The 12,139-nt window shown below is 66.4% G+C and carries 12 protein-coding genes, 1 tRNA gene and 1 pseudogene; 3 read left to right on the top strand and 11 right to left on the bottom strand.

Annotated features, from left to right (window positions below; all coding sequences use genetic code 11):
• Positions 1–20: 20 nt before the first annotated feature.
• Positions 21–698, bottom strand: a complete 678-nt coding sequence (locus ACK1X7_RS07545; RefSeq protein WP_078645543.1) for a uracil-DNA glycosylase — start codon at positions 696–698, stop codon at positions 21–23.
• Positions 699–806: 108 nt separating this feature from the next.
• Complete coding sequence (locus ACK1X7_RS07540; RefSeq protein ID WP_385139765.1) at positions 807–1,895, bottom strand: WD40/YVTN/BNR-like repeat-containing protein; 1,089 nt, start codon at positions 1,893–1,895, stop codon at positions 807–809.
• A gap of 229 nt (positions 1,896–2,124) precedes the next feature.
• Here ACK1X7_RS07540 and ACK1X7_RS07535 point away from each other — a divergent pair, with 229 nt between their 5' ends.
• Both ACK1X7_RS07535 and ACK1X7_RS07530 read left to right on the top strand, forming a co-directional pair.
• Positions 2,125–3,204, top strand: coding sequence for an NADH:flavin oxidoreductase/NADH oxidase (locus ACK1X7_RS07535; protein ID WP_398160413.1), 1,080 nt, complete (start codon positions 2,125–2,127; stop codon positions 3,202–3,204).
• Between the two features lie 92 nt (positions 3,205–3,296).
• On the top strand, positions 3,297–3,680 hold the full coding sequence (locus ACK1X7_RS07530) for an ArsR/SmtB family transcription factor (RefSeq protein ID WP_385139770.1): 384 nt from the start codon (positions 3,297–3,299) through the stop codon (positions 3,678–3,680).
• Here ACK1X7_RS07530 and ACK1X7_RS07525 read toward each other — a convergent pair.
• The 8 genes and pseudogenes from ACK1X7_RS07525 to ACK1X7_RS07490 all read right to left on the bottom strand — a co-directional run.
• Positions 3,594–4,235 (bottom strand): annotated as a pseudogene (locus tag ACK1X7_RS07525) (solute carrier family 23 protein); the annotation flags it as partial. The gene ACK1X7_RS07530 and the pseudogene ACK1X7_RS07525 overlap by 87 nt on opposite strands.
• Positions 4,223–6,199 (bottom strand): recombinase family protein, encoded by a 1,977-nt coding sequence (locus ACK1X7_RS07520; RefSeq protein WP_413116857.1) that lies wholly within the window; start codon positions 6,197–6,199, stop codon positions 4,223–4,225. The pseudogene ACK1X7_RS07525 and the gene ACK1X7_RS07520, both read right to left, overlap by 13 nt.
• A gap of 85 nt (positions 6,200–6,284) precedes the next feature.
• A complete protein-coding gene (locus ACK1X7_RS07515) occupies positions 6,285–6,467 on the bottom strand; it encodes a hypothetical protein (protein WP_413114835.1) in 183 nt (60 codons plus the stop codon).
• Between the two features lie 39 nt (positions 6,468–6,506).
• Complete coding sequence (locus tag ACK1X7_RS07510) at positions 6,507–7,076, bottom strand: hypothetical protein (protein WP_413114834.1); 570 nt, start codon at positions 7,074–7,076, stop codon at positions 6,507–6,509.
• A gap of 414 nt (positions 7,077–7,490) precedes the next feature.
• Positions 7,491–7,754 carry a hypothetical protein gene (locus ACK1X7_RS07505; RefSeq protein ID WP_413114833.1) on the bottom strand — a complete coding sequence of 88 codons (264 nt, stop codon included), beginning with the start codon at positions 7,752–7,754 and terminating at the stop codon, positions 7,491–7,493.
• Positions 7,751–8,557, bottom strand: a complete 807-nt coding sequence (locus ACK1X7_RS07500; RefSeq protein WP_413114832.1) for a hypothetical protein — start codon at positions 8,555–8,557, stop codon at positions 7,751–7,753. The genes ACK1X7_RS07505 and ACK1X7_RS07500 overlap by 4 nt, the downstream gene beginning before the upstream one ends.
• Before the next feature lie 49 nt (positions 8,558–8,606).
• A complete protein-coding gene (locus ACK1X7_RS07495; RefSeq protein ID WP_413114831.1) occupies positions 8,607–8,936 on the bottom strand; it encodes a hypothetical protein in 330 nt (109 codons plus the stop codon).
• Between the two features lie 22 nt (positions 8,937–8,958).
• Positions 8,959–9,034: transfer RNA gene (locus tag ACK1X7_RS07490), tRNA-OTHER, on the bottom strand.
• 1,429 nt (positions 9,035–10,463) lie between these two features.
• Between ACK1X7_RS07490 and ACK1X7_RS07485 the strand changes: the two genes are divergently transcribed.
• Positions 10,464–11,579, top strand: a complete 1,116-nt coding sequence (locus tag ACK1X7_RS07485; protein WP_413114830.1) for an XRE family transcriptional regulator — start codon at positions 10,464–10,466, stop codon at positions 11,577–11,579.
• A 253-nt stretch (positions 11,580–11,832) separates the two neighbouring features.
• Here the strand turns inward: ACK1X7_RS07485 and ACK1X7_RS07480 are convergent, their stop codons facing one another.
• Positions 11,833–12,057 (bottom strand): hypothetical protein, encoded by a 225-nt coding sequence (locus tag ACK1X7_RS07480; RefSeq protein ID WP_413114829.1) that lies wholly within the window; start codon positions 12,055–12,057, stop codon positions 11,833–11,835.
• Positions 12,058–12,139 lie beyond the last annotated feature (82 nt).

The raw sequence follows: 12,139 nt of genomic DNA, 5'->3' as shown, positions 1-12,139 counted from the left end.
GCCCACCTGGAACGATGGGGTCAGGGAAGGCGCCAGTCCACGGGTTGGGCCCCCTGCTGTACGAGCAGGTCGTTGGCACGGCTGAACGGACGTGAGCCGAAGAACCCCCGGTCGGCCGACATGGGGGAGGGGTGCGCGGACTCGACCGCCGGAAGGCTGCCGAGCAGCGGCCGTACGTTGCGGGCGTCGCGGCCCCACAGGATGGACACCAGGGGGCGGCCGCGCCCGGCCAGGGCCCGGATGGCCTGTTCGGTGACGTCCTCCCAGCCCTTGCCGCGGTGGGCGGCGGGCCGACGCGGGGCCGTGGTGAGCGCCTTGTTGAGCAGCAGTACGCCCTGCTGGGTCCAGGGCGTCAGATCGCCGTTGGACGGGCGCGGCAGACCGAGGTCGGTGTGCAGCTCGCGGTAGATGTTCTCCAGGCTGCCGGGAAGCGGCCGGACCTCGGGCGCCACCGAGAAGCTGAGCCCCACCGCGTGTCCGGGCGTCGGATACGGATCCTGACCGACGATCAGCACCTTCACCTCGTCGAAGGGCTGCTGGAAGGCGCGCAGCACATTCGGCCCGGCGGGCAGATAGGTACGGCCTGCCGCGATCTCGGCCCGCAGGAAGTCGCCCATCGCCGCGATGCGTTCCTCGACGGGCTCAAGTGCCTTGGCCCAGCCCGCTTCCACAATTTCATTCAAGGGTCGTGCTGCCACACCGCGTCACTCTAGTGGCTCAGCGGGTGGCCGTGTGCCGCCTCGCGATCACTCTCAGCCGATCACTCTCAGCCGATCACTCCCGGCCGATCCCGCTCACGATCAAGCTCAGCCGATCACGGCGGCCCGGACACACAGCACATCCGGGAGATGGCGGGCGATCTGCCGCCAGCTCTCGCCCTCGTCGGCGCTCGCGTACACCTCGCCGTTGCGATTGCCGAGGTAGACCCCGGCCGGGTCGGCGTCATCGGTGCGCAGCGCGTCCCTCAGCACCACTCCGTAGTGCAGCTCGTCCGGCATCCCGGCGGAGCGCTCCTCCCAGGTGGCGCCCGCGTCCTCGGTGCGGAAGACCCGGCAGCGGTAGCCCGGGGGGTAGCGGTCCGAGCCGTCGTTGACCGGGAAGACATACGCGACGCCGCCGCGGCGCGGATGGACGGCGATCGCGAAGCCGAAGTCCGCCGGGAGGTCCTTGCCGATCTCGGCCCAGTGCGCCCCGCCGTCGTCGCTGCGGTACACCCCGCCGTGGTTCTGTAGATAGAGCCGGTCGAGGTCGACCGGGTCCCGGGCGACCTTGTGGACGCACTGCCCGAACTCCGGGTACTGATCCGGCAGGAAATCCGCCTTGAGCCCGTTGTTGGACGGTGCCCAGCTCTCCCCGCCGTCCGCGGAGCGGTACACCCCGCCGGAGGACACGGCGACCAGGAGCGCCCGTGGGTCCCTCGGATCGGGGACGACCGTGTGCACGGCCTGCCCGCCGAACCCCTCCCCCCACTCCGGCCGCTGCGGGTGGTCCCACAGGCCGCGGACGAACGCGAAGGTCTCCCCGCCGTCCTCGGAGCGGAACAGCGCACCCGGCTGGGTGCCCGCGTAGACCACTCCCGGCTCGTCGGGCCCGGCGGGCTGGAGCTGCCACACCCGCTCCAGCGAGGTGTCGGTGCCCTCGGGGAACTTCACCGCGGGTTTGGCGGGCTCGTGCCAGTTTCCCCCGAGGTCGTCGGAGCGGAAGACCGAGGGGCCCCAGTGCGAGCTGTCCGCACCGGCCAGCAGTCGGGGACGGTCGCCCCGGGTGTCGATGCCGACGGAGTACACCGCCTGCATGGGGAAGTGGGGGCCGGTGAGGTCCCAGCCCCCGCGACCGCCGGGGCGGCCGAGGAAGAGTCCCTTGCGGGTGCCGACGGCGAGCAGGACATCGTTCATGACGGCTCACTCCTTGGAGTGCGGGTGCGGGTGCGGGTGCGGGTGTGAGTGCGGATGCGGAAGGCGGGTGTGTCCGTCATCACAGAGTCTGCACCCGGCCACCGACAACCGGAGGGAGCGCGTCCATATTTATCCGAGCGGCTTCATAATTTGACGATCGTCGTACTACGATGTTTACCGTACTACCGCGCGGTCCGGCCGGGCCCCGCGAGGAGAAACGGAGACGTTGATGAGTGCCCTCTTCGAGCCCTTCACCCTGCGGTCGCTGACCATCCCCAACCGCCTCTGGATGTCGCCCATGTGCCAGTACAGCGCGGATGGGGACGCGGGCCCCGGGGTGCCGCACGACTGGCACTTCGTCCACTACGGCGCCCGCGCCACCGGTGGCACCGGGCTGATCCTGGTCGAGGCCACGGCCGTCTCCCCCGAGGGCCGCATCACCCCCGGAGACCTAGGCATCTGGAACGACACCCAGGTCGAGGCGTTCCGTAAGCTCGTCGGCTTCCTCAAGGGGCAGGGCACCGTCCCGGGCATCCAGCTCGCCCATGCCGGCCGTAAGGCGTCCACCGACGCTCCCTGGAGGGGCGGCGCGCCGCTCGACGCCGATCAGGGAAGCTGGCAGACGCTGGCGCCGAGCCCGATTCCGTTCGACGAGGGCCACCCGGTGCCGGACGAGCTGTCCGTGGAGCGGATCGGCGAGATCACCCGCCAGTTCGCGGACGCCGCCCGGCGCGCGCTCGCGGCCGGTTTCGAGGTGGCAGAGCTCCACGGCGCCCATGGCTACCTCATCGGCGAGTTCCTCTCCCCGCACAGCAACCACCGCACCGACGGCTACGGCGGCTCCTTCGAGAACCGCGTCCGCTTCGCCCTGGAGGTCGTCGACGCGGTCCGCGCGGTCTGGCCGGAGGACCTGCCACTGTTCTTCCGTATCTCGGCCACCGACTGGCTGGAGGAGAACGGCTGGACCCCGGAGGACACCGTCCGGCTCGCCGCCCTGCTCAAGGACCACGGAGTGGACCTTCTCGACGTCTCCAGCGGTGGCAACGCAGCCGGTGTGCGCATTCCGACGGGGCCGGGCTACCAGGTGCGGTTCGCCGAGCGGGTACGCCGGGAGACCGGGCTGCCGGTGGCCGCGGTCGGGCTGATCACCGAGGCTGAGCAGGCCGAGAAGATCGTCACCAACGGTGAGGCGGACGCCGTCCTGCTCGGCCGCGAGTTGCTCCGGGATCCCTATTTCGCCCGCCGCGCGGCGACCGAACTGGGCGGCCAGGTGCGCAACCCGGACCAGTACCACCGCGCGGTCCGGTAGCCCGGACCGCCGCCGTTCCCTCCTGGCCCGAAGTAGTACGCCGATCGTCAAACTACACTGGAGGTCACGGATCGAGGCGATGAGGAGCAGCCGTGCAGACGCAGACCACGCCGACCGGGCCCCAGTCACAGGCGACGGGGCGCTCGCTGGAGCACCCACGGCGTGAGGCGATCCGCCTCGAGGATGTGCTGCATGCGCTCTCCGACCCGATGCGGATGCGGGTGGTGCGGACGCTCGCCGAGGAGTCCGCCGAGCTGACCTGCTCGGTCATCGACCTGCCGGTCAGCAAGTCCACCACCACCCACCACTTCCGGGTGCTGCGCGAATCCGGGGTGATCCACCAGATCTACCGGGGCACCGCCAAGATGAACGCGCTGCGCCGGGAGGACCTAGACGCGCTGTTCCCCGGTCTGCTCGACAGCGTCCTCGCCGCCGCGGCTCTCCAGGAGGGGCGCCTCGGCGGCGACCGGGGCTGAAGTCCGCCCGCCCGGCAGGTGGTTGAAGAGCAGATTGAGCGCGATCGCGGTGACGCAACCGGCGCTGATCCCGCTGTCCATCACCGTCTGGAACCAGTTCGGGAACTCCTTGTAGATCCCCGGTACGCCGACCGGCAGCAGCCCCACGGCGACCGACACCGCGACCACGGTGAGGTTGTGGTTGTCCCGGAAATCCACCCCGGCCAGCGTGCGCAGCCCGCTCGCCGCGACCGTACCGAACATCACCAGACCCGCCCCGCCCAGCACCGGGGCCGGGATCGCCGCCACCACCGCGCCCAGCTTCGGGGCCAGCCCGAGCAGCACCAGCATGCCGCCCGCGACCGCCACCACCCAGCGGCTGCGCACCCGGGTCATCCCCACCAGGCCGACGTTCTGCGCGAAGGCGGTGTACGGGAAGGTGTTGAAGACCCCGCCGAGCACGGTCGCGGTGCCGTCCGCGCGCAGTCCGTCCGCCAGCCGCCGCCGGTCGACCGGGCGCCCGGTCATCTCGCCCACCGCGATGAAGTCGCCGGTGGTCTCGGTCATCGTCGGGAGTGGTTGCCGGGAACAAGATCGTGAATGTTCCCTTCTTCCACCAGGATGACCAAGTTCGGGTCCAACTCGCCAGTGACCTTGAGGGGCGGAAGCAGGGCCCGTTCGAAGCGCTGGGCCTCGGGAGAGAAGAGGGGGTCCATCATCTGAGCCCAAGCCCCAGAGGCGATCCACTTCTTAACCCGGGCACGCACGGACAGCCCAGAAGGGAAGTGCTCTGGAAGAGAACTCCAGCCGGTCCCTTGACGCAGCTTGTAGAGCGTGGCTTCGACGGTGGCACGCGGATCGATACTGTTCTTGCGCTCCTGGTACGGCGGGATTCTTCGAGCAACTTCCTCCCAAAGCTCGTCGGTGAGATCTAGGACGCCGTGCGTCTGCTCGGCAAACCATGCCTCGATGGAACAGGGGCGCCCGCCGTGGCGCACGGGAATCTCTCCGGCCACGGTGGCCTTGATTCCCATAAAATCGATGATGTCGGCCCTCCGCTCGCCATTAATGAGGGAGAGGTTTTTCTTTGCCAGTTCGACTAGGGACTTGATGCCGACTGCTCGGCTAGCTGCTTTTTCGGCATCCTTCAGCAATTGCTGAGCTAGATCCCGTTCCTTCTGTTTCTCCTCCAGTTGCTTGTTCAGGCCGGCTAGGGCCGCATTTACAACGGCTTGCGGAATTTCCTCATTGGTTTGAACGAAGCTGAGAAGTTTCTGACCCGACTCGTTTGCTAGCTGCTCAATCTCGGCATCCAGTGCGCTAACTCGTGCTTCGTACTGTTCGCGGTGGTTCGGCGTGTCCCCGATCCAGCGCTCAGCAAGGTCTCGAAGTGTTTTCTCGTCCGACAGGTAATCGGCGAGGGATGCCCAAACGGCGTCCTCGACTTCATCAGCCAGGATGATTGAGTCCGTGCATTTGTTCTTCTTGCTGCTCTTGTTGCCGGAGCAGCGGTATGCCCGCTTGCCCTCTTCGGCGAGGTATTGACCTACGTAGTGGGTGCCGCACGCACCAACCAAGCGCTTCGATAGGGCATAGACATGACCGGTAACTGACTTTGGCCGTGAGCGGCCCGCCAGCGCCTTTCTGACGGCCCTCACGCGGTCAATCGGCAGCGGCAGGGGGCACGGGATCTCAACAGTCCGTCCATGAGCCGGGAGTCCGTCATGCCCTAGGCGCGTAGCTCTCTTTCCTCGTACCTTGTTCACCTTCGGATCAGTGTTGCGGAAAATCACCACACCATGCATAGCGGTGTTGGAGAACTTGGCCTTCAAATTCCCGCCGGTCCACAACGCTCCGGAGCGCGTGCGGTAGCCCAGGGCGTTCAGTGCCGCTGCGGCCTCGTCGGCATTCTTGCCCTCATCCAAAATCAGTTCTGCGGCCTTCTCAAGGACGATGGCTTCGAACGGGTCAACCTCAAGCGTCGACTGACCCTTTTTTCCTCGGTTCTTGATCCGTAGACCGTAGGCCGGCTGGCCTCCGACCCAACCGCCTTCCTCTGCCTTCTCCTGAAGTCCGTTCTGGGTCCTCTTGCGGATCTTGGCGATTTCTTTGAATGCCTCGTTGGCCTTGTCGGCCATACGGTTCTTGCCCTCTTCGGTGGTGTTGTCGATGTCCTCTTCAACAACCGCCACGAAGACTCCGAGGTCTTCGAGCTGCCAAACCCATTCCCAGAACACGCGGGCCTCGCGGCCGATAGCCCGGGTCTCGTAGACAGTGACCAGGTCGAAGGGGCGCGGAGTCTGTTGGGCGAGACTCATCAGTCTCTTCGCGTCCGTGCGTTCCTGCCAGGGCAACGTCCCGGACTCCCCTTCATCTTTGAAGGTACCGACGTGATCCCACCCCTTGTGCCGGATGTGCCCCGTCGTTTTCTTCCCGGTGTACGCAATGCCGTAGCCCTTGGTCTGCTCCTCCGTGCTAACTCGGAGGTAGTCAACGGCCCTCAGCCGACCCGTCTGACTCGCTACGTCGATAGCGGACATAAGAGTCTTGGTCACGTTGGCCCCTTCACAACTGGCCAGACCTCAAGACGTATCAGCGTCGCCGAGGTCACCTAGTTCTGCGGCCCTAGGCCGCTTGGTCGTCTTCAATCGGTGTGAACAACGCACGCAAGAACCGCTGGAACCCTGCTGGGTCCGGCTCCGATTTGATCCGCCATGTGATGTCGATCGTCGGCCGTGGATCATCAGCGAAGTGCTTCTTCAGCCAGTCCCCGGGGTCGTCGGCCGGTATGGCGGCACGATCTTGCATGGGGTACTCCCCTCATCCCGCCCCACAAGGGCGGGGTCTCTACGCCGCGCGGCGGCAGCGGTGCGTGTCGGCCTCCGGCTCGTGCCGGAAGCAGTGGCGCTCGTACGAGGCGCCGCAGACATGGCAGGCAATCTCACCGACCAGCCCGCATGTACAGACAGGCCCGATCTCCGGCGGGGCCCAGCCGGCCACCGCGGCCGTGATCTCGGCCGCGTCTTCGCGCGGGATGTCCCGGAAGAAATCCCAGGCATCTCGGGGGCGCAAGAAGGCGGGAGCCAACATGAAACGACCGGCCCCGCGGCCGGTCTTGCTGTCCCAAGCCAGCCCCTGGCCCGCGTCCCTGGCGGCAGTGCCTCCGCTCACTACCGCCCGGAACCGCTCCGGCGCGTCGATGATGCCTCGGGACGAAAAAGGCCCCAGGATGACCGTGTGGGGGGTCTGGTCCTGGGGCCCGTATCTGATCTGGCCGACGACGGCCAAGCGATGAGTTCTGCCTCTGACGTCGTCCAGCGCGGCTATGGCGGCTGCTGCGACTTCCTCAGCCGACCGGTTCCGGTTCTCCGGATCTGTCAGGATCGTCGCCACTGCGGCGAGCTCGCGCTTGCTCACCCTTCACCTTCCACCGCTGGATTGTGGATGTGGATTCATCGAGAGCATCCGCGATCTCCTCGATTGTCATACCTGACGCATTCATTAGTGAGATTTCGATCCAAAAATCCTCTTCTGCCCGGATTGAGGTTGATTTCGCATGCTTCAGGCGATCCCTGAACGCCTCTCTGACGTCGTCCGGCAAGGCGACCTTCTTTCGTGGTGGCATGTGGGGGTCTCCTCGGTGAAGCGGTCGGCACCAGTAACAAGGGGGGCAGTTTCTCCCATCTGCCTGTGATGTGACACAGAGAGCTGCCCCCTTGCCGAAAATTTAGCCGAACGCAACAGGTGGTGATCAGTCCCCGCTCCGTGGTAGCGACTCATATGCGCCAGCGGCGCCACCAGCCCCCGTCTGGTCCTGGTGGCGGCCCGGCCTCACGCATCTGCGGTCTTGCGCTCTCCCCTCTCCAGGAGGATCTTCCTCCCCTTGGCCTCCTTGGCCGCGATCCCGGACGGTGCGACACCGCCGAGCATGTAGGCGACGTCGGCTTGAGTGAGCCCGTCCCGGCGAGCGCGGTAGACGGCTATCAGCTCGTCCTCTTCGGCCTTCTTCCTGGCCTCGCCCAGCTTGGCGAATGTGTTCTCCCAGGTGCGCCGCTTCTGGCGGGGGACGTCCGCACTGCGGTTCCGCTCGCTCATGCGGCAGCCGACTTGAAGTCGAAGTCCAGCACCGTCGGCAGTGGCTCGCTCGCCATTTGCCGCAACACCGTCAGAGGGGTGCCGCTGGCGTAGGCATTCCATGCCTTCACGATCAGGGCGTATGCCTGGTCACGCCGGTTGACCTTGCCAGCCGTCTGGAGGCCGTGGCGGAAGCGGTCACGAAGGCGGGCTCGGGCATCGCCTCGACCGAGGTTGTATCCAGTACGAACGCCCTCGATCCACTCCGGGATGATGTCTCGGTGATCGGTGCGGGCGACTTGGGCGAGCACTGCCATGTGCGGGCCCGCTGGGATGCCCGCGCCGTACTGGATGGCCCAGACGTCGGAGCCGTACCACGACAGCTCAGGCCAGCGGTGGTAGGTCTCCACCACCTCCGGGATGGTCACCTTCGAGTAGCGGGGCATCCCCCACCGATCCCCGTCCGACAGCGCTGCCAGGTGTCGGGCACCGGCACCCATCTGGGTGGCGTACGGCACTCTCAGAAGATGGGCCGCGGTGCGTCTGAAGCCCTGGTCCAGGAAGGGGGCGATGTCGCGCGGCTCGTTCGGGAAGACCCTGATCCTCAATGTGATGTTGGCGTTAGCCTGGGCCTTCAGGCGGTGCTGGGCCGAGATGATCCAGCCGTCGGAGTCGAAAACGTACCCCTCGGGGGTGGCCTCGGCCCAGCGGCCCGCCTCCATGTCCTCCTGGTATCGGCCTGCCACGCTGGCCGACAAGGGGCGAAGGCTCGGGTGCCGTCGATAGGATAGCCAAGAACTGGCCATCTCCGGCGTCACCTCCATGACCGTCTCCGTACTCGGCAGCGGGTACGGGTCGTTGGCTGGTATCAGCTCATCTCGCTCGATCACTGTTCTGTTTCCTCTCCTCGCGCCCGCGATGGAAGTCCAGCAGCTCCTGAAAGCGCGCCTCGCCCACAAGGCCAATGCGGTAACCCTTCAGGGCCTTGGCCATGGGGTCGTCGCCGAAGGCTCGCCAGAAGGCCATGAACGCCTTCTGCTGGTCGGCCTCGTAACCGGCCGAAGGCGTCTTCGTCAGGTGCTGGCGCTCCACATGCATGAAGCCAGTAGGGCGGCCGTCCCTGTCGTAGACCACCCAGTGGCCATCGGTGTACGGACGCATTTCGTTCTCTATCGGGATCTCGATCCGTGCCTTGCGGACCACGTGGTCTCTCCTCTCTGAGGCGTCCCCCCGACGGGACTCGAACCCGCGCTGATCTGCGCTTTTAAGTGCGCTAGCCTCTGCCGCTGGGCTACGGGGGGCACGGTCGCCGGCTTCGGCCGACAAGGCAGGCGGCGCCCCGGCGAAGGGAGCGGGGCGCCGCCGCTTCGTCCCGCCCCACAAGGGCGGGGGCATAAGAAAGCCCCTCGATCCATAGACCGAAGGGCTTAAAAGAGGCGCCCGCCTCGCTCCCGGGACGGTGGAGACGAGGCGGGCGGAGGGTGGCCGCGGGCACGATGTCAGTCCGATACGGGGGATTCCGAACCGACACGCGACCACCCGGCTTTACCGCTCGCCAGACGGATCTGATTCACATCGGACGAGCGGCGCTTGAGAGGCGGTCCCCGCCCGATCGAGGCATGAAATCGGGCGGGGACCTTCCAACGACCTCCTTACCGGAGGTCCGGCCCGGCTGGTGCCGACCAAAGGCCGGGCCGTGTCTGCCTGTCCTGAACGCCCCCACGCGTAGACAGGCAGGTATCGCGGTAGCCCTGAATCCCGATGCCGTCCCAGGGCTACCGCTGGCGGCTCACTGGGTCCGACAGTGAGCCGCCGTCCCTCGCCCCCCGGCTGCGGCGCCTGGCCGAGCGGGAGGCTGGGGAGTCACTGGATGGGAGGCTGGCGTTCCCGTGATCTGTTCGAGCCGTCGCCTTCGGGTGTCGGCAACCTCGATCATGTTGTCAAGCTCAACCTGAAGGAGGACGATCACCGCTCGGGCGTCCTCCAGCGAGGTGGTTGGGCTCGCCAGGTAGAGCGAGCCGGCCCGGATGGCGGCTCGACCCATCTCCTCGTACGACGCCGTACCATCGGCAGTCAGATGAGGGTTGGGCCGGCGCCGCTCCAGATAGGCTCCGATGCCGCTTGCGGAATGCATCTGGCCACCGCTCATGACTCGTCGTGTCGGACGACCGTCACGCCAGGTGAGACCTCTTGACCTCGGCCGCGCAAGGCGCCCATGACGGCTTCACGCCGACTCGGGTACCAGGGGGACTTCCTTCCGGTATAGGCATTGGTGATCTCTTCCCGGGTTGCGATACGCAGGTTCCCCGGCTCCGCAGTCCACGGCCGATCCCCATGCATGGGGCCTCTCAAGTCAATGCCGTCCTCTCGGACGTCAATCACGATGCCTACTCGTCCCGTGGCGGTGTCCATCCTGATCCGTCCCACGGTGTGGTCCGTGGCCTGACTGTCCTTCTCCATGGCCTCGCTCCCCGGCAATTGGCACCAGCTACGATGCACGCTCGACTTGGTGACAGACAGTCAACGATGCATTGCGAGCTGTGGAAAGGTGCCACCATGGGGGCCAGCAAGGGGCCCCGGGGGGGCCAGCTCGTACGGGGAGGCACTGTGATCGGGAGCGTTATTCGAGCCGCCCGGGAGGCCGCGGGCCTGAGTCGTGTCGAGCTGGCGCGGAAACTCAACGAGGCCGCCGGTTACGAGCCGAGGAGCGGACCGTGTACGTCCGACCAGGTGAAGCGCTGGGAAACGGACAAGCGCAAGCCCGCACGCTGGCGACCCCACATTGAGACAGTGCTCGACCTGGATCTATCCGGCTACGGTGGTCAGGACCAGGGATCAGTGGGTATCACTGCGGTGGAAGGGGTTGAGCCTGTGGAGCGTCGCAATTTCGTTGGAGCTGGCGCACTTGTGGGGGTTGCGCTCAGCGCTCCGTCGGCGTCCGCCAAGGGCCGTCGCCTTGGCCGAACGGACGTCCAACGCTTTCGTCAACGGGTCGCTGATCTGCGCCGACTTGACGACTACGCGGGCGGATCGTCCGTCTTCCCTCTGGCCGCAGATGAGATCAACAAGTTGTCGACCTTGGCCGCCAAATCGAGCTATTCGGAGCCCATTGGCCGCGCCCTGCTGTCCACTCTCGGCGAGCTGTTCCAGTTCGCAAGCTGGACTGCGTTCGATGCGGGAAGGGTGTCGCAAGCCCGCCAATTGGCCGTAACAGCAGCTCGGGCTGCGAATCAGGCTGGTGATCGGACCCTGGCCGCAACGGCCTTGTCTGAACTGTCCTATTTGACAGCATCCTCATCGACACCGAAGGAAGGCGTGGCCATAGCCCGTGCCAGCCTGGCGAATGCCCCCGCGGATGTGCTGCCAGTTGTCCGTGTCGTGCTGGCGGATCGGCTGGCTTGGGCATGCGCTCGTGTCGGGGATGAGTCCGGCGTCGACCGTGCGCTAGGGCTCTCGGAAACGGCGCACGACGAACGAGACGTGAAGGCCATGGAAGAGCCGGACACGGTGTACTGGATCAACCGTGATGAGTCCCAGATCATGGCTGGCCGATGCTGGGCCGAGTTGCGGCGTCCGCGGAAGGCGCTTCCCATCTTGGAGGACTTGACAGCGCCATACGATGACACGCACGCCCGAGAAGTGGCGCTCTACGAATGCTGGCTCGCCGGGTCGTACCTTGATGCTGGTGACATCGACAGAGCCGTGCACGCCGCGGAACGCGCTGTCACACTTTCCCGTAGTACCGCGTCACGGCGGACAGATGCACAGATCGACGCCATGCTGAAGGGCTTCGAACCGCACAGTGACGGCGCATCGGTGCGCGAGCTGCTGGCGTCGGCCCGCTAGCTCGTCCTGTCGAAGCGCACAGACCCCCGTCAGTGACGGGGGTCTTGTCGTGCTGCTACTGGCCGTTCGGCCACCAGATCCGCCGGATGTCCGGACGCACCTCGGGCCGCTCCTCCCTCGTCTCCTGATCGGTCTCTCGGCTCCCCAGGCGCCGGCTGGACCGTCGGTCATTGTGGACTCTGCGTTGAGCCATACAGGCCCTCCCTAATCCGCTCTGCCAGCCGGGCGGTAGCGCCAACAGGCAGGAGGGGTCTCAGTCGTCGTCGGGGTCGAGTCCCATCAGCCGGAACGCTCCCTGCGGTGCCGTCAGCGCCGCCGTGAGCGCTATGAATGCCTCTTTACTCATCGTCAAACGGATCTTGCTTCCGTCCGCGGTTTCCTCGATCTGCACCGGCTCAGCGACAAAGCTGCCGGTACTCGGCACCTCCGGTTCCTGGCCGTTTGCCAACTGCTCCAGGGACTCAATCCCGGCCGTCATACACTTTCTGCACATAGCTCCCCCTTCGGGGCCTAGGGCTAGGGCGAGGCCCCGGCGTCTACTCCACGCCGGGGCTTCCGCC

Source organism: Streptomyces sp. CY-1 (genome assembly GCF_047218265.1).
GTDB lineage: Bacteria > Actinomycetota > Actinomycetes > Streptomycetales > Streptomycetaceae > Streptomyces > Streptomyces niphimycinicus.
The sequence above is the reverse complement of the archived record's forward strand: the minus strand, read 5'-3'. Positions and strand labels throughout refer to the sequence as shown.

Coding starts and splice junctions, on each gene's coding strand:
- ACK1X7_RS07505 (WP_413114833.1), bottom strand. CDS start 7,754: ATGAGCGAGCGGAACCGCAGTGCGGACGTCCCCCGCCAGAAGCGGCGC.
- ACK1X7_RS07535 (WP_398160413.1), top strand. CDS start 2,125: ATGAGTGCCCTCTTCGAGCCCTTCACCCTGCGGTCGCTGACCATCCCC.
- ACK1X7_RS07515 (WP_413114835.1), bottom strand. CDS start 6,467: ATGCAAGATCGTGCCGCCATACCGGCCGACGACCCCGGGGACTGGCTG.
- ACK1X7_RS07520 (WP_413116857.1), bottom strand. CDS start 6,199: ATGTCCGCTATCGACGTAGCGAGTCAGACGGGTCGGCTGAGGGCCGTT.
- ACK1X7_RS07500 (WP_413114832.1), bottom strand. CDS start 8,557: ATGGAGGTGACGCCGGAGATGGCCAGTTCTTGGCTATCCTATCGACGG.
- ACK1X7_RS07480 (WP_413114829.1), bottom strand. CDS start 12,057: ATGACGGCCGGGATTGAGTCCCTGGAGCAGTTGGCAAACGGCCAGGAA.
- ACK1X7_RS07540 (WP_385139765.1), bottom strand. CDS start 1,895: ATGAACGATGTCCTGCTCGCCGTCGGCACCCGCAAGGGACTCTTCCTC.